Origin of the sequence: Pseudomonas sp. NPDC098740, from assembly GCF_044760065.1 — a bacterium.
GTDB lineage: Bacteria > Pseudomonadota > Gammaproteobacteria > Pseudomonadales > Pseudomonadaceae > Aquipseudomonas > Aquipseudomonas rossensis.
Genome location: NZ_JBIWAM010000036.1, coordinates 13,417 through 30,709, shown reverse-complemented (window position 1 = coordinate 30,709; position 17,293 = coordinate 13,417). Strand labels below are relative to the sequence as shown.

The 17,293-nt window shown below is 58.1% G+C and carries 15 protein-coding genes; 8 read left to right on the top strand and 7 right to left on the bottom strand.

The genetic code is table 11. The features are described from left to right. Positions 1-91: 91 nt before the first annotated feature. Both dnaK and grpE read right to left on the bottom strand, forming a co-directional pair. Entirely contained in the window at positions 92-2,008 is a 1,917-nt protein-coding gene (dnaK, locus tag ACIQU2_RS27295) for a molecular chaperone DnaK (RefSeq protein ID WP_008149038.1), read from the bottom strand. Between the two features lie 102 nt (positions 2,009-2,110). Next, the gene (gene grpE, locus ACIQU2_RS27290; RefSeq protein ID WP_033058135.1) at positions 2,111-2,677 is read right to left on the bottom strand and encodes a nucleotide exchange factor GrpE; all 567 of its coding nucleotides are present in this window, start codon (positions 2,675-2,677) and stop codon (positions 2,111-2,113) included. 241 nt (positions 2,678-2,918) lie between these two features. Between grpE and recN the strand changes: the two genes are divergently transcribed. After that, entirely contained in the window at positions 2,919-4,592 is a 1,674-nt protein-coding gene (gene recN / locus ACIQU2_RS27285; RefSeq protein WP_403145395.1) for a DNA repair protein RecN, read from the top strand. Between the two features lie 75 nt (positions 4,593-4,667). On the opposite strand, the gene fur is transcribed toward recN, so the two are convergent. Further along, a complete protein-coding gene (fur, locus tag ACIQU2_RS27280; protein ID WP_003197684.1) occupies positions 4,668-5,072 on the bottom strand; it encodes a ferric iron uptake transcriptional regulator in 405 nt (134 codons plus the stop codon). Between the two features lie 97 nt (positions 5,073-5,169). On the opposite strand from fur, the gene ACIQU2_RS27275 reads away from it, so the two are divergent. Further along, on the top strand, positions 5,170-5,697 hold the full coding sequence (locus tag ACIQU2_RS27275) for an outer membrane protein assembly factor BamE (protein ID WP_403145392.1): 528 nt from the start codon (positions 5,170-5,172) through the stop codon (positions 5,695-5,697). A gap of 60 nt (positions 5,698-5,757) precedes the next feature. Here ACIQU2_RS27275 and ACIQU2_RS27270 read toward each other — a convergent pair whose 3' ends face one another. Genes ACIQU2_RS27270 through ACIQU2_RS27260 form a run of 3 tightly spaced genes read right to left on the bottom strand, consistent with a single transcriptional unit; the run spans position 5,758 to position 7,910 of the window. Then, entirely contained in the window at positions 5,758-6,072 is a 315-nt protein-coding gene (locus tag ACIQU2_RS27270) for an RnfH family protein (protein ID WP_403145390.1), read from the bottom strand. Further along, positions 6,065-6,499: a type II toxin-antitoxin system RatA family toxin gene (locus ACIQU2_RS27265; RefSeq protein WP_403145387.1), complete on the bottom strand. Its 435-nt coding sequence runs from the start codon at positions 6,497-6,499 to the stop codon at positions 6,065-6,067. Before ACIQU2_RS27265 ends, ACIQU2_RS27270 begins: the two co-directional genes overlap by 8 nt. A 7-nt stretch (positions 6,500-6,506) precedes the next feature. Beyond that, positions 6,507-7,910 carry a sodium-dependent transporter gene (locus ACIQU2_RS27260; protein WP_046045778.1) on the bottom strand — a complete coding sequence of 468 codons (1,404 nt, stop codon included), beginning with the start codon at positions 7,908-7,910 and terminating at the stop codon, positions 6,507-6,509. 118 nt (positions 7,911-8,028) lie between these two features. Here ACIQU2_RS27260 and smpB point away from each other — a divergent pair, with 118 nt between their 5' ends. Further along, entirely contained in the window at positions 8,029-8,511 is a 483-nt protein-coding gene (gene smpB / locus ACIQU2_RS27255) for an SsrA-binding protein SmpB (RefSeq protein WP_008149046.1), read from the top strand. Between the two features lie 113 nt (positions 8,512-8,624). Here the strand turns inward: smpB and ACIQU2_RS27250 are convergent, their stop codons facing one another. After that, entirely contained in the window at positions 8,625-9,392 is a 768-nt protein-coding gene (locus ACIQU2_RS27250) for a GntR family transcriptional regulator (protein WP_008149047.1), read from the bottom strand. 262 nt (positions 9,393-9,654) lie between these two features. Between ACIQU2_RS27250 and ACIQU2_RS27245 the strand changes: the two genes are divergently transcribed. From ACIQU2_RS27245 to ACIQU2_RS27225, 5 genes are all read left to right on the top strand, one after another. After that, positions 9,655-11,349, top strand: coding sequence for a lactate permease LctP family transporter (locus ACIQU2_RS27245; protein WP_403145383.1), 1,695 nt, complete (start codon positions 9,655-9,657; stop codon positions 11,347-11,349). 146 nt (positions 11,350-11,495) lie between these two features. Then, a complete protein-coding gene (locus ACIQU2_RS27240) occupies positions 11,496-12,320 on the top strand; it encodes a (Fe-S)-binding protein (protein ID WP_347802340.1) in 825 nt (274 codons plus the stop codon). Then, positions 12,317-13,771 (top strand): LutB/LldF family L-lactate oxidation iron-sulfur protein, encoded by a 1,455-nt coding sequence (locus ACIQU2_RS27235; RefSeq protein WP_347802341.1) that lies wholly within the window; start codon positions 12,317-12,319, stop codon positions 13,769-13,771. Before ACIQU2_RS27240 ends, ACIQU2_RS27235 begins: the two co-directional genes overlap by 4 nt. After that, entirely contained in the window at positions 13,771-14,442 is a 672-nt protein-coding gene (locus tag ACIQU2_RS27230; protein WP_403145380.1) for a lactate utilization protein C, read from the top strand. Before ACIQU2_RS27235 ends, ACIQU2_RS27230 begins: the two co-directional genes overlap by 1 nt. Continuing rightward, a complete protein-coding gene (locus ACIQU2_RS27225) occupies positions 14,439-17,258 on the top strand; it encodes an FAD-binding and (Fe-S)-binding domain-containing protein (RefSeq protein WP_403145377.1) in 2,820 nt (939 codons plus the stop codon). Before ACIQU2_RS27230 ends, ACIQU2_RS27225 begins: the two co-directional genes overlap by 4 nt. Positions 17,259-17,293 lie beyond the last annotated feature (35 nt).

Genomic DNA, 17,293 nt, shown 5'->3' with positions numbered 1-17,293 from the left:
AACTCCAGACACGCCAACGCGGGAGCAAGCCCCCGCGCGGCGACATCCTACCAGTCACTGCCTAAAGGCAGTCAACCGGCCGACCAACAACTTACTTGTGGTCTTTGACTTCTTCGAACTCAGCGTCGACGACGTCGTCAGCCTTCTCGGCCGATTCGCCTTGCGGTGCAGCACCTTCAGCAGGTTGAGCCTGCTCGGCGTACATCTTCTGGGCTACTGGAGCGGAGACTTTCGACAGCTCTTCAACCTTGGCTTCGATCGCGGCCTTGTCGTCGCCTTTGACAGCGGCTTCCAGCGCAACAACAGCAGCTTCGATTGCAGTCTTCTCTTCAGCAGTCACTTTATCGCCAGCATCTGCGACCATTTTGCGAGTCGAGTGAACCAGCGCATCGCCCTGGTTGCGAGCGGTTGCCAGCTCTTCGAACTGGCGATCTGCGTCGACGTTGGCTTCAGCATCGCGAATCATCTGCTGAATCTCTTCCTCGGACAGACCGGAGTTGGCCTTGATCACGATCGACTGAGTCTTGCCGGTAGCCTTGTCTTTGGCGCCCACGTGCAGAATGCCGTTGGCGTCGATGTCGAAGGTCACTTCAATTTGTGGCACGCCACGTGGTGCTGGTGGAATCTCGGCCAGGTCGAACTTGCCCAAAGACTTGTTCTGAGCGGCTTGCTTACGCTCACCTTGCAGCACGTGAATGGTCACAGCGCCCTGGTTGTCGTCGGCAGTCGAGAACACTTGCGATTTCTTGGTAGGAATCGTGGTGTTTTTCTCGATCAGCGCGGTCATCACGCCACCCATGGTTTCGATACCCAGAGTCAGCGGGCTAACGTCCAGCAGCAGAACGTCTTTCACGTCACCGGCCAATACTGCGCCCTGGATAGCAGCACCCATGGCAACCGCTTCGTCCGGGTTCACATCTTTACGCGCTTCTTTACCGAAGAACTCGGTCACCAGCTTCTGAACCAGTGGCATACGGGTCTGACCGCCGACCAGGATCACGTCGTTGATGGCGCCAATGTCGATGCCCGAGTCTTTCAGAGCGATGCGGCAAGGTTCGATGGTGCGTTGAACCAGGTCTTCTACCAGCGCTTCGAGCTTGGCGCGGGAGATTTTCACGTTCAAGTGCTTAGGACCGGTGGCGTCTGCAGTGATGTACGGCAGGTTCACGTCGGTCGAATTGCTCGAAGACAGTTCGATCTTGGCTTTTTCAGCGGCTTCTTTCAGGCGCTGCATGGCCAGCGGGTCACCTTTAAGGTTCATGCCGCTTTCTTTCTTGAATTCATCAACGAGGTAGTCGATCAGACGAATGTCAAAGTCTTCACCGCCCAGGAACGTGTCACCGTTGGTGGCCAGTACTTCGAACTGGTGCTCGCCATCGACTTCAGCGATTTCGATCACGGAAACGTCGAAAGTACCGCCGCCCAAGTCGTAAACGATCACGGTGTGATCGCCCTTCGCCTTGTCCATACCGTAAGCCAGAGCGGCTGCGGTTGGTTCGTTGATGATACGTTTTACGTCCAGGCCCGCAATGCGGCCGGCGTCTTTGGTGGCTTGACGCTGGCTGTCGTTGAAGTAAGCCGGAACAGTGATCACCGCTTCGGTCACTGGCTCGCCGAGGTAGTCTTCGGCGGTCTTCTTCATTTTCTTCAGAATTTCAGCCGAGATTTGTGGCGGCGACATTTTCTGGCCGTTCACTTCAACCCACGCATCGCCGTTATCAGCCTTGGCGATTTTGTACGGGACCATCTTGATGTCTTTCTGTACGACTTCTTCGTCGAACTTACGACCGATCAGACGCTTCACCGCATACAGGGTGTTGTGCGGATTGGTCACAGCCTGACGCTTGGCCGATTGACCAACGAGGATTTCACCATCGTTGGCGTAAGCGATGATCGACGGCGTGGTACGCGTGCCTTCAGCGTTTTCAATAACTTTGGCTACGCCGTTTTCAAGCACGGAGACGCAGGAGTTGGTAGTCCCCAGGTCGATACCGATAATTTTGCCCATGTTCACTCTCCCGAAACTTTGGATTTGGTTGCCGCAGCAGTGGTGGCTAACTGCGGTAGCACTTAAACGCTTGACTTCTAAATGGGGGCCTTGCGGCTAATTTCAAGCCTGCTCGTCAATCGAAGGCGAAACCGGTGCCGGTGCCTTGCTGACCACGACCATGGCCGGGCGCAGCAGGCGACCGTTGAGCTGATAGCCCTTCTGGAACACCTTGAGCACGCTGTTCGGCTCGACGTCGGCGCTTTCCTGCATGGCCATTGCCTGATGCTGAACGGCGTTGAACGGTTCGCCATGCGGATCGATCGCTTCCAGCTGATAACGTTTCAGGGTGTCCTGGAACATTTTCAGGGTCAGCTCGATGCCTTCGCGCATTGGACGAATGCTTTCGTCGTCCGGGCTGGACAACTCCAGACCACGCTCCAGGCTGTCGATGATCGGCAACAAGTCACCGGCGAATTTCTCCAGTGCGAACTTGTGAGCCTTTTCTACATCCTGCTCGGCGCGACGGCGGACGTTCTGCAGATCAGCCGCTACACGCAAAGCCTGATCATGAGCGCCAGCCAATTGCTCTTCGAGCACTTGAACACGAGCCGCCAGTTCATCACCCGAATCCTGGGCAGCCTGATCGGCGTCTAGATTTTGCGTATCCACTGTCTGTTCGTCAGCCATAGATTTCTCCTTTCAATATCGTCCGCGAGCTCAACTCGCGCTTCTGCCCAGCTATATGGGGCCGCAAAATTCAGCTTCAAGGGGCGCTTATTTATTAACCCTACAAAAAACAGATGCATTGTCATTCCCAGGCGCATCTAGGATTTCGTCGGATCAAGCAAATCGAGCTAAGGGAGGGCATTGTCAGCCAGAAACAAAACACTGTATAAATAACCAGACCTAAAGCCTGGGAGCGGCCTTTATGCTGGTGCACCTGTCCGTACATAACTACGCCATCGTTGAACATCTCGATCTCGAACTCGATCGCGGGATGAGCGTGATCACTGGGGAAACCGGCGCCGGCAAGTCGATCATGCTCGACGCCCTCGGCCTGACCCTGGGCGATCGCGCCGACAGCGGCGTGGTCCGTCCCGGCGCTGACAAGGCCGATATCCTGGCAACCTTCGATCTGGTCGATATTCCAGAAGCCAGTGCTTGGCTGGCCGAGCGTGACCTGGAGAGCGACGGCCCGTGCATTCTGCGCCGGGTGATCACCGCCGAAGGGCGCTCGCGTGGCTACATCAACGGCACGCCCTGTCCCCTCGGCGACCTCAAAGCCCTGGGTGAACTGCTGATCGATATCCACAGCCAGCATGAACATCAATCCCTGCTAAAGACCGACACGCACCGTCGTCTACTCGACGAGTACGCCGGTGCAACGGACCTTGCCCGCCAGGTACACCTGGCCGCCCAACGCTGGCGCCAGACACGCCAGGAGCTGGAACGCCTTTCCAATTCCGGCGATGAGCAGCGCGCTCGCCATCAATTGCTCAGTTATCAACTCGAAGAGCTGGAAAACCTCGGCCTCGGCGAAAGTGAACTAGAGCAGCTGGAACAGGAACACAAGAACCTGACCAACGCCGAAACCCTGCTGGGCATTTGCCGGCAAGTGGTCGAACAATGCAGCGAAAGTGATTCCGGGAATGTGCTGAACGCCCTCACCGCCAGCCTCAATCGCCTTTCGAGCGTCAACAATTCGATTGGGGCCCTGGGTGAAGCCAGCAGCCTGCTGACCAGTGCACAGATCCAGGTCGAAGAAGCCGTGGGAGAACTGAACCGCTTCCTTGATAACTTCGATGCCGATCCAGCGCGCCTTCAGTACCTGGAGGAACGCCTTGATGCGATCTATACCATGGCGCGCAAACACCGCATCCAGCCGACCGAAGTGGCCGAGATGCAGCAGCGCTTGCTGGATGAAATCGAAACCCTGAATGCCAACGACGAATCCATCGAGCGACTGAGCGATGAACTGGCCTCCTATGCCCGTCATTATCAGGAGAAGGCTCGTGAGCTGAGCGATTTGCGCCATCAGGCGTCGAACAGCCTGGCCCGCGCCGTGGAGCAGGAAATCCAGCGACTGGGCATGCCCGGCGGTCGTTTCACCATCGAACTGCGCCCGAACGGCAGCGATGAACTCCTGCCAAATGGACTTGAGCAGGTAGAACTGCTCGTGAGCGCCAACCCAGGGCAACCGCTGAAAGCCCTGGCAAAAGTAGCATCCGGCGGCGAATTGTCACGGATCAGCCTGGCGATTCAAGTGATCACCGCGCAGACCTCCCGCGTACCGACCCTGGTGTTCGACGAAGTGGACGTGGGCATCGGTGGTCCGACCGCCGAAATCGTGGGCCAATTGCTGCGTCGACTTGGGGAGCGCGGGCAGGTATTGACGGTAACTCACTTGCCGCAAGTAGCAGCGCAGGGACATCAACATCTATTCGTACACAAAGTGCGCGGCGAAGATGCCACTCACACAGCCGTCTCCAAGCTGAGCAAGAACGATCGTGTCGAAGAAGTGGCGCGAATGCTGGGAGGCATCGACCTTACAAAGGAATCTCTGGCTCATGCCAGGAAAATGGTCGTCACCGCGAAAATTTAAGACCGGCAGAAAGCACGAAGGCGACCCTGGGGTCGCCTTCGCTCGTTTCGCGAACCTTAAGTTCGCGCGACATGCTTACTTTTTCTTGCGTACGTACAGCACAAGGTTGTGATCAACCATCTCGAAGCCATACTTGTCGACGATTGCCTTCTGCAGTCGCTCGATTTCTTCGTCGAAGAATTCGATCACTTCACTGGTTTCGACGTTGACCATATGGTCGTGATGCTTGCCGTCGTCCAGTTCGAAGACCGCATGGCCCCCGTCGAAGTTGTGCCGCACCACAAGGCCAGCTGCCTCGAACTGAGTCAGGACACGGTAAACCGTGGCCAGACCGACGTCCTCACCAGCCTCCATCAGCGCCTTGTAGACATCCTCGGCACTCATGTGGCGTTGCTCGGCGGAATCGAGCATTTGCAGAATTTTGACCCGTGGAAGGGTCACTTTGAGGCCGGCTTTGCGTAGTTCGCTATTTTCAACCATGGTCAGCTTTCTCGCGATGCTGCTTCGCAGCTTCTCTTAATGCGGGTATGATCGGCGTTTACGTTGTCCCAGCCAAGATAGTGGAAGTCGCCCACCGATGCAAAACACCAAGCTCTTGCTAAACAGTTTCACCGTTTTGGGAATGCTCCCAATCGCCGGTTGTTCATTCCCCGGGGTTTACAAAATCGACATCCAGCAGGGCAATGTCGTCACGCAGGACATGATAGACCAGTTACGCCCGGGAATGACCCGCAAGCAAGTACGGTTTATCATGGGCAACCCTCTGTTGACCGACACGTTCCATGCCGATCGCTGGGATTATCTGTACAGCCTGCAACCGGGTGGCGGTGAACGCCAACAGGAACGCATTAGCGTTATCTTCAACCCAAATGACCAACTTGTCAGCCTCTCTGGTGATTTCATGCCAGGCGTGAGCCGCGATGAAGCCATTCTCGGCAAGGACAGCGGCACTACAGTTGCTGCACCAGCAGAAAACGTCGAGAAGCCGAAACCAGAAAAACCGGTCAAGCCAGGTTCGTTGCTGGACCAGATCCAGAAGGACGTCGACGGTGTAGAAACCGTTCCAGTCCCGACTCCAGAACCTCTGGAAACCTCGCCGCAATAATTTGCGACGCAATAAAAAACCCGGCATGTCCGGGTTTTTTATTGTCTGGCGTTTAGTGATTCACTGATTCCGGGCTTTGGCCTCAGCAGCCTTGGCTGCGCGCAACCGACGAACTTCTTTCGGATCAGCCAGCAATGGCCGGTATATCTCGATGCGATCTCCAGCCTGGACAGGATGTTTGCCCGGATCAGCGATCAATTTACCGAAGATCCCCACCGGACAACTGGCCAGATCCAGCTCGGAAAACGCCTCGCCGATGCCCGACTTCAGCAAAACCGCCCGCACGGTTGTTCCTGCCGGTACCGATACCGATAGGAGCACCTGACGATCAATGGCGGCATACACCACCTCAACGTCGATCACGGCCTCAACCATGCATCTGCTTGGCGCGCTGGCAGAAGGCATCCATCAACGTATTGGCCGCCTGATTGAACAACGGCCCCAGGGTCGCGCGGACAATCGGCCCGGCGTAATCGAACGACAGGTCCAGGCTGATCTTGCAGGCTTTCTCGCCCAACGGCTTGAACACCCAGACGCCATGCAATTGATTGAACGGGCCTTCCTCGAGGTTCATCTCGATCGAATGCCCAGGTACCAGCGTATTGCGCGTTACGAAATGCTGGCTGAGACCGCCCTTGGCCACGCCGACGCTAGCGCGCATATGCTCAGGAGAATTCTCCAGGACTTCGGCCGATGAGCACCACGGCAGAAATTCCGGGTAACGCGCCACGTCATTGACCAGGTCATACAGCGCTTGTGCCGGATACGGCAGCAGGGCCGAACGTTGAATGTGTGTCGTCATGTCAGCGTCACTTCCACAGCTGGGCGGCAAACACTACGAGAATGCCGATGGGCGCCACATAGCGCATCAAGAACAAGGACAGGGCGAACAACGCAGGGTTGCGGATCGACAACTCGTCGCGTACCGCTTCACGCCCCATCACCCAGCCTGCAAACACCACGAAACACAAACCACCGAGTGGCAACATGATCCGCGAGGTGAAGAAATCGATCACACCAAAGAAGTCCAGGCCTCCGGCCGCACCCCATTGATAGAGATGGAACATCCCGCCTTCGTTCACGAAAAATTTGGCTTCCTTCCAGATATTGAAGGAAAACACCGTGCCCAGACCGACAAACCAGCAGATAAATGCCAGCCAGAAGGTGACCCACGCGCGGCTGACTTTCGTGCGTTCAACCAGGTAAGCCACCATCGGTTCGAGCAGGGAAATCGCCGAACTCCAGGCTGCGATCGCTACCAGCACGAAGAACACTACGCCCATCAACTGGCCAAACGCTACGTTACCAAAGGCAAATGGCAGGCTTACGAACATCAGGCCAGGGCCTTCGCTCGGGTTCAGGCCCGCGGCAAACACAATCGGAAACAATGCCAGACCAGCGACCAGGGAAACGAAGGTATCGAGCAGTGCCACACCGACGATGGTGCCGGAAATCGATGAGTTCTTTGGCATGTAGGCGCCGTAGATCATGATCGAACCGACGCCCACGCTCAGGGAAAAAAACGCGTGCCCCATGGCGGGCAGCAAGCCGTCGAGTACTTTTTCCGGGTGGAAGTCGAACATAAAATGCACGCCCTCCATGAAATGGCCGGTGGTCATGCTGTAGCCCAGCAGAACAATCACCATCACGAACAGCAGCGGCATCATGATCCGCAGGCTGCGCTCCAGGCCGGCGACCACGCCCTTGGCGATGACCACGGCCGACAGCAGCATGAAAATCGTGTGCCAAAGTGTCAGGCGCCATGGATCGGCGATCACATTGCCAAAGTAGGCGCCAACCTGGTCAGCCGTCACCCCCTGGAAGTCGCCACGGCCCATGTCGATGATGTAATCCAGCGACCAGCCGCCGACCACACTATAGAAAGACAGAATCAACAACGCCGTGATCATCCCGGCGAATGCGCCCCAGGACCATTTACCCGAATGCCCGGCTTCCAGCGCCAATACCTTCAGGGCGTTGGCCGGGCTCTGCCGTGCACGGCGGCCGATCAGGGTTTCGGCCAGCATGACCGGCACACCGATCAGCGCGATACAGGCCAGGAACATCAGCACGAAGGCGCCGCCGCCGTAGACACCGACCATGTACGGGAATTTCCAGATACTACCCAGGCCCACGGCCGAACCGGTCGCGGCGAGTATGAAGACCCAGCGGCTAGCCCAACTGCCGTGGACAGAAACCTTGTCTGTCGACATCGTTATCACGCCCAAGCGTTCAAAAAAGAGGCCGCATTGTCCGGGATTCAATCAACCTGCTCAAGCACGTAGCGATACCGTAGCCGACTCGCGTGCAACTCCCTATAATGCCGCCCCTATGGCTAAACAGAAGAAACACCCAACAGGGACCATCGCGCAAAACAAAAAGGCGCGACACGATTACTTCATCGAGCACAAGTTCGAGGCTGGCCTGGTCCTGGCCGGCTGGGAAGTAAAAAGTCTGCGGGCAAGCAAGCTACAACTGGTTGACAGTTACGTACTGCTCAAGGATGGCGAAGCCTGGCTGCTCGGCAGCCACATTACGCCGCTGATGACCGCCAGCACCCACGTCATCGCTGACCCGACCCGCACCCGAAAATTGCTGCTCAACCGCCGCGAGCTGGAAAAGCTGGCCACTGCCGTGCAGCAAAAAGGTTACGCCTGCGTGTGCCTGTCCTGGTACTGGAGCAAGCATATGGTCAAGTGCGAGATCGCTCTGGGCAAGGGCAAGAAGGAATACGACAAGCGTGATACCGAACGCGAACGCGACGCCGGTCGCGAATTGCAGCGTGCGGTGCGCAACAAGGGCAAGGAAGATTAATCTTTCGGCCTGAGTGTTGTGGCGCTTGCGAAAAGATCGCAGCCTGCGGCAGCTCCTACATAGATCGCGTATCCATGGAGCTGCCGCAGGCTGCGATCTTTTGCTTTAAATAATCACATTCCTTTGCGCCGCTCCGCCCGAGCCATGCGCTGCACTTCCTGACGCACTTCTTCCAGCACTTCCTGCACATACAAAATGTGTCGGCTGGAGACTTCCCGCGCCTGCTCGGCCCTTCCTTCAATAATCGCCAGGTACAACTCCCGGTGCTGCGTGATAAGCATGTCGCGGGTCTCCGTACGCTGCTTGTACATCCCGCCGATATTCGTCACCACGTTGCGTTTGAGCAGATCGAACAACCCGCGAATGGTGTGCAGCAACACCGCGTTGTGACTGGCTTCAGCAATTGCCAGGTGGAATTTCGCATCCGCCGCCCCCTCTTCCGCCCGACTTACCTCGTCGTGACGCGTATAGCAGTCCTGCAATTCATTGAAGGCCGCGGTCAATCGCTCGCGATCAACGTCCGTAGCACGCATGGCTGCGTAATAGGCGCAGGAGGCTTCCAGGGTGTGACGAAATTCCAGCAGATCGCGCTGCGCTTCAGGGTTGCTTTCCAGCAGATGCAGCAGCGGATCGCTGAAGGTTGACCCCAGCGACTCCACCACATAATTGCCGCCACCCTGGCGGCTGACCAGCAAGCCCTTGGCCGCCAGCTTCTGAATCGCTTCGCGCAACGAAGGGCGTGACACGCCGAACTGCTCGGCCAACGCACGTTCGGCCGGCAAGCGCTCACCCGCCTTCAGCGTGCCCTCGAGAATCATCCCCTCGAGCTGCTCGACAATATCGTCAGACAAACGGCGCTGACGAATCTGATCAAACCCCATAACTCATTTCTCCACGATCCCGACGGCTCGCCGGGGTCTCCATTCTGGCCTATCAGGGCTGTGTCAGCACCTGCCAGATGGCATTTGATCGAGCGGACCAGATGACCTCTGCACCGCGTATTCGACAAAAGTTTTAGGGCGGCAAATTGACACGCCGCCTACAAGGCTTTTACCCTAGCCAACAGCGATTGTAAATTGGTATTACCAATTATCCAAGAACGCTGACCAGTGCCTGACCAACAACAATTAGGGGCCACCCCATATGCAAACCTGGCAACAGCTCTATTCTCCGCTCGGTAGTCTCGGCGTGTCCGCGCTCGCGGCCGTTATCCCCATCGTGTTTTTCTTCCTGGCATTGGCCGTGTTCCGACTCAAAGGACACGTGGCCGGCAGCATCACGCTGGCCTTGTCCATTGCCGTGGCGATCTTCGCCTTCCAGATGCCCGTCGACATGGCCTTCGCCGCCGCCGGCTATGGTTTCGCCTACGGTCTGTGGCCGATTGCCTGGATCATCGTGGCGGCGGTATTCCTCTACAAACTGACGGTCAAGAGTGGACAGTTCGAAGTGATCCGCAGCTCGGTGCTGTCGATCACCGACGACCAGCGCCTGCAAGTGCTGCTGATCGGCTTCTGCTTCGGCGCCTTCCTGGAAGGTGCCGCCGGTTTCGGTGCGCCGGTCGCGATTACCGCCGCACTGTTGGTAGGACTGGGCTTCAACCCGTTGTACGCCGCGGGCCTGTGCTTGATCGCCAACACCGCACCGGTTGCCTTCGGCGCCCTGGGGATTCCGATCATCGTTGCCGGGCAAGTCACCGGTATCGACGCGTTCAAGATCGGCGCCATGACGGGTCGCCAACTGCCGCTGCTGTCGCTGTTCGTGCCGTTCTGGCTGGTGTTCATGATGGATGGCCTGCGCGGCGTGCGGGAAACCTGGCCGGCAGCACTGGTAGCCGGTTTGAGCTTTGCCATCACCCAATACTTCACGTCGAACTTCATCGGCCCGGAACTGCCGGACATTACCTCGGCCCTGGCCAGCCTGATTTCCCTGACGCTGTTCCTGAAAGTCTGGCAACCGAAACGCGCCGCAGGCCAACACATCGTCGGTGCCGTCTCGGCTTCCGTGGTGAGCGCCAGCGCTGGCGGTTTCGGCCTGCCGCGCAGCACCGTGGCTTCGCCCTACAGCTTCGGTGAAATTCTCAAAGCCTGGTCACCGTTCCTGATCCTCACCGTGCTGGTGACCATCTGGACCTTGAAACCCTTCAAGGCGATGTTTGCCGCTGGCGGGTCGATGTACAGCTGGGTGTTCAACTTCGCGATCCCGCACCTGGACCAAATGGTGATCAAGGTCGCACCGATCGTGGCCGCCCCGACCGCTATTCCGGCGGTGTTCAAACTCGACCCGATTTCCGCGACCGGCACGGCGATTTTCTTCTCTGCGCTGATCTCGATGCTGGTACTGAAGATCCATGTCAAAACTGGTCTGACCACTTTGAAAGAGACCTTCTACGAGCTGCGCTGGCCGATTCTGTCCATCGGTATGGTGCTCGCCTTTGCCTTCGTCACTAACTACTCGGGCATGTCCTCGACCATGGCGCTGGTTCTGGCAGGCACCGGTGCAGCATTCCCGTTCTTCTCGCCGTTCCTCGGCTGGCTGGGTGTGTTCCTGACCGGTTCCGATACCTCGTCCAACGCACTGTTCAGTTCGCTGCAAGCGACCACCGCACACCAGATCGGCGTCAGTGACGTGTTGCTGGTAGCGGCGAACACCAGCGGCGGAGTGACCGGCAAGATGATCTCGCCACAATCGATCGCCGTGGCCTGCGCCGCGACCGGACTGGTGGGCAAGGAATCGGATCTGTTCCGTTTCACCCTCAAGCACAGCCTATTCTTTGCAACAATCGTCGGCTTGATCACCCTGGCTCAGGCCTACTGGTTCACCGGAATGCTGGTGCACTAAGTACTAAACGATAAAAAGCAAAAACCGACGCCGGACCACGATTCCGGCGTCAGCTATTCACAACCCGGTCTGTAAGGCTGCTGAAAGCTTGCCTCTCTATATTCAGCAGCCTCAGCGGACGGATAACCGGCCGAGAGACACGCCTGATGAGCGAGCTTTTTTACAACGCTGTGCCGAATGCGACCCGCGTCGCCCCGCCACTGCCCGAGCCTCGGCAATACCCCAGCGAGAAACCGTCACGGGTCTACCTGTTCGGAACCTGCGTGGTGGATTTGTTCTACCCTGAAGCCGGGATGGACGCGATTCACTTGCTGGAACGCGAAGGCATTCGTGTCGAGTATCCGCAGGGGCAAAGCTGCTGCGGGCAACCGGCCTACACCTCGGGTTACACCGAGCAGGCGAGGAGCGTGGCACGCTCGCAACTGGCGCTGTTTGCCGGGGACTATCCGGTGGTGGTGCCATCGGGATCGTGTGCCGGGATGTTGCGCGAACACTACGCCGACTTGTTCAAGGACGAGCCGGACACGCTGAAACAGGTTCAGGCGCTGGCTGCCCGGACTTATGAACTGGCCGAGTTTTTGTTGTTTGTCTGCAAGGTGCAGCTCAAGGACAGTGGCGAGCCAGTCAAAGTAGCGTTGCACACGTCGTGCTCGGCACGCCGTGAGATGAACACCCACTTGCATGGCCGCGAGTTGTTGGCGCAACTCCGTAACGTGGAGCGAGTCGACCACAACCATGAAAGTGAATGCTGTGGCTTCGGTGGGACTTTCAGCGTCCGTATGCCAGACATTTCCGGCGCGATGGTGGCTGACAAGACGCGCTCGTTGAAGGAATCCGGCGCGCACAAGGTACTGAGTGCCGACTGCGGTTGTCTGATGAACATCAACGGCTCGCTGGAGAAACAGAAGGAAGCGTTGCGCGGCCAACACCTGGCCAGCTTCCTTTGGCAGCGAACGGGAGGTGTTCTATGAACGCTTCCGCGATTATTCCTACGGTCGCCGTAGAAGAAGATTTCCGCACCCGGGCTCATAAGGCGTTGGGTGACAAGCAGCTGCGAAACAACTTTCGCACTGCGATGGATTCATTGATGTCAAAACGGGCAGCGTCCTTCAGCGATGCCCACGAAAGAGAACATTTGCGAGCGCTGGGCAATGCTGTCCGTGCCCGTGCTTTATCCAAGTTGCCCGACCTGCTCGAGCAGCTTGAACAGAACCTGACCCGCAACGGTGTGACAGTGCACTGGGCGGAAACGGTGGACGAGGCCAATGGCATCGTCCTCTCGATCATCCGCGCTCACGAGGGGCGGCAAGTGATCAAGGGCAAATCGATGGTCAGCGAAGAGATGGAAATGAATCACTTCCTCGCTGAACAGGGCATTGAATGTCTGGAATCGGACATGGGCGAGTACATCGTCCAGCTCGACCACGAGAAGCCTTCACACATTATTATGCCGGCGATCCACAAGAATGCCGGTCAGGTCGCGTCCTTGTTTCACGACAAACTTGGCGTGGAATACACCAAGGACGTTGACCAACTCATTCAGATCGGTCGCAAAGTCTTGCGACAGAAATTCTTCGAAGCGGACATCGGCGTCTCCGGCGTCAACTTCGCCGTGGCCGAAACCGGCACCTTGCTGCTGGTGGAAAACGAAGGCAACGGGCGCATGACCACCACGGTGCCACCGGTGCACATCGCCGTCACCGGCATCGAAAAAGTCGTGGAAAACCTGCGCGATGTGGTGCCGCTGCTATCACTGCTGACCCGTTCAGCCCTCGGCCAGCCGATCACCACCTACGTCAACATGATCTCCAGCCCGCGCAAGGAACATGAACTCGACGGCCCTCAGGAAGTGCACCTGGTATTGCTCGACAACGGTCGCAGCCAGGCCTTCGCCGACAGCGAATTGCGCCAGACCCTGAACTGCATCCGCTGCGGCGCCTGTATGAATCATTGCCCGGTCTACACCCGAATCGGCGGCCACGCCTATGGGGAGGTTTACCCTGGACCTATCGGAAAAATCATCACCCCGCACATGGTCGGTCTGGCGAAAGTCCCGGACCACCCGAGTGCCTCGTCGCTGTGTGGCGCCTGCGGTGAAGTCTGTCCGGTAAAAATTCCGATTCCGGCGCTGCTGCGTCGCCTACGGGAAGAGAACGTCAAAGCCCCGGACAGCCCTCATCAAGTGATGCGCGGCCAGGGCAGCAAGTACTCGCGTAAAGAACGGTTTATCTGGAATGCCTGGGCGAAGCTCAACAGTTCACCCACGCTTTATCGACTGTTCGGCTTCTTTGCCACTCGCTTGCGCACGCTGGCGCCTAGCAACGTCGGCCCCTGGACGCAAAACCACAGCGCACCGAAACCCGCTGCCCGCTCACTGCATGACATGGCCCGCGAGCATCTGGCCAAACAGGGAGATCGTTGATGAGCGCCAAGCAAAATATCCTCGCCAAGTTACGGAAAAGTCTGACGGGTACCACGCCGGTGCCTGACGAATTTGACGTCGAACTGGTGACAGCGCCCTACACGTACACCGCCCAGCAACGCATCCCGCAGCTGCGCAAACTGATGGAAGCGGTGCACACCGAAATCCATCTGACGTCCGGCGAAGGTTGGCCTTCGTTGCTTGCTCAGTTGTTGCGGGACCGTCAGTTGCCGAGTTTGTTGATTGCACCGACTACGCCTCACGGGCAACGCGTCACTCAGCACTGGGCGAAAAATCCTGATCTGCCAACGCTCAAATCCTACGAACGTCCGGCTGAAGAATGGAAGACCGAATTGTTCAATGACACGCCGGCCAGCCTGACCGGCACCCTCGGTGCAATCGCTGCCACAGGTAGTCTGATTCTCTGGCCGATGCGGGAAGAACCGCGCCTGATGAGCCTGGTGCCGCCAGTGCATTTCGCCCTGCTCAAGGCCAGTGAAATCCGCGACAACTTCTATCAAGTGCAGCAGGAATTCGAGTGGGCCCAAGGCATGCCGACCAACGCGTTGCTGGTGTCCGGCCCTTCAAAAACTGCTGACATCGAGCAGGTCCTGGCTTACGGCGCTCACGGCCCGAAAGACCTCGTGGTCATGATCCTGGAGGACCAATGAATCTACCCGAGGCTTTCCTGCGAGATGCGCAGCAACTGATCCCCCAGGAGCGACGTTTCGACGACCCGCTGTCGACCTTGGCCTTCGGCACCGACGCCAGTTTCTACCGGCTAATTCCGAAACTGGTGATTCGTGTCGAGTCGGAAGATGAAGTAGTCGCGCTGCTGAAACTGGCGCAACGGGATCTAGTCCCGGTGACCTTCCGCGCCGCCGGCACCAGCCTGTCCGGCCAGGCCATCAGTGACTCGGTGTTGATCGTCCTGGGGGATAACTGGAACGGTCGCGAGATCCGTGGCCAAGGCACGCAAATCCGTCTGCAACCGGGCGTGATTGGCGCGCAGGCCAACGCGTGGCTGGCGCCGTTCGGGCGCAAGATAGGCCCGGACCCGGCCTCGATCAATGCCTGTAAAATCGGTGGCATCGTCGCCAACAATGCCAGCGGCATGTGCTGCGGCACGGCGCAAAATACCTATCACACGTTGGCTGGCATTCGTCTGGTGCTGGCCGACGGCAGCCGTCTCGATACCGAAAATGCGGCGAGTGTTGCGGCGTTTCGTGAGAGCCACGCTTCGCTGCTTGAACGCCTGGCAACGTTAGGCCGCGAAACCCGTGCCAATGCCGAACTGGCGGCGAGAATTCGCCACAAATACCGTCTGAAAAATACCACCGGGCTATCACTTAATGCGCTGGTGGATTTCGACGAGCCTGTGGATATCTTGAGCCACTTGCTGGTGGGCTCCGAAGGCACCCTCGGCTTCATCAGCGCGGTGACTTACGACACGGTGATCGATCATCCGAACAAGGCCTCGGCGCTGATCGTGTTTCCGGACGTGGAGACCTGCTGCAACGCCGTCACCGTGCTGAAAAGCCAACCGGTGTCGGCCGTGGAACTGCTGGACCGACGCAGTCTGCGTTCGGTGCAGGACAAACCCGGCATGCCCGCTTTCGTACAAAAGCTGTCGAACAATGCCTGCGCGCTGCTGATCGAGTCCCGCGCCGCATCGTCCACATTGCTGCAGGAACAACTGGCGCACATCACGGCGTCGTTGACTTCTTTCCCGGTGGAAAAACAAGTCGACTTCACCGAAGACCCGGTGGAAAACGCCCGGCTCTGGGCAATCCGCAAAGACACCTTCCCCGCTGTCGGCGCGGTGCGCAAAACCGGCACCACGGTGATCATCGAAGACGTGACCTTCCCGGTTGAACAACTGGCCATCGGCGTAAACCGCTTGATCGAGCTGTTCGACAAACATCACTACGACGAAGCGATCCTTTTCGGACACGCGCTGGAAGGCAATCTGCACTTCGTCTTCACCCAAGGCTTCAACAACCCGGAAGAAGTCGCACGCTATCAGGCGTTCATGGACGACGTGGCGCAACTGGTAGCGGTGGAGTTCGGCGGCTCGCTGAAAGCTGAACACGGCACCGGGCGCAACATGGCGCCCTTTGTCGAACTGGAATGGGGCAGCGATGCCTACCAGTTGATGTGGCAGCTTAAACGTCTGCTCGACCCTAATGGCATTCTCAACCCGGACGTGGTGCTCAGCGAGGATCCGCAGATCCACCTCAAGCACCTGAAGCCGTTGCCGGCCGCCGATGAGATTGTGGATAAGTGCATCGAGTGCGGCTTCTGCGAACCGGTCTGCCCGTCGAAAGGCCTGACCCTGAGCCCGCGCCAGCGCATCGTGATCTGGCGTGACATTCAGGCGAAGAAACGCGCTGGCGTGGACACCACCGAACTCGAAGCCGCTTACGAATACCAAGGCATCGACACCTGCGCCGCCACCGGCCTCTGCGCGCAGCGTTGCCCTGTAGGAATCAACACCGGCGAGCTGGTGAAAAAGCTCCGCAGCCGGAAGGCAACTCATACAAAAACTGCCAATTGGCTGGAAGGCAATTTCGCCACCGCGCTGCAAGGTGCACGTTTCACCCTGCACGTGGCCAACGGCGCACGGATGCTGCTGGGGGCGCCACGATTGGCAAAGCTTTCGGCGACATTGACGCGCCTATCCAAAGGCCAGGTCCCGCAGTGGACCAACGCCATGCCGCAACCGGAAAAAGCCATTCGCTTCAGCCCGGCCGTGTCGGACGAACGCCCTCGAGTGGTGTACCTGGCGGCCTGCGTCTCGCGGGCAATGGGCCCGGCGGCGGGTGATAAAGAGCAAATGTCGCTGTACGACAAAACCCGTGGGCTGCTGGAAAAAGCCGGTTACCAAGTGGTCTTCCCGGACAACCTGGACAACCTCTGCTGCGGGCAACCGTTCGCCTCCAAGGGCTACGCCGAACAGGCCGAACACAAACGCCAGGAACTGATCGGCGCCTTGCTGCACGCCAGTCGCGGCGGGCTCGACCCGATCTATTGCGACACCAGCCCCTGCACCTTGCGACTGGCCCAGGACCTGGGTGATGTGCGTCTGGACCTGTACGACCCGGTGCGTTTCATTCGTACGCATCTGATGGATCGTCTGGATTTCACGCCGCAGGAAGCGCCAATCGCAGTGCACGTCACCTGTAGCACCCAGCACCTTGGGGAAAGTCAGGCGTTGATCGATCTGGCGCGCAAGTGCAGCAAAACGGTGGTCATCCCCGAAGGCATTCACTGTTGCGGATTTGCCGGGGACAAGGGTTTCACTACGCCGGAATTGAACGCTCATTCGCTAAGAACGCTCAAGAACGCGGTTCGGCAATGCAGCGAGGGGATTTCTACCAGCCGAACGTGTGAGATAGGTCTGACGCAACACGGCGGAATTGACTACCACGGGCTAGTCTATCTGGTGGATCGGGTAACGCAGGCGAGGGTTATGTACGAAAAATAGAACCCTGATGCGCTGCCGTAGTCCACAGAATAAGC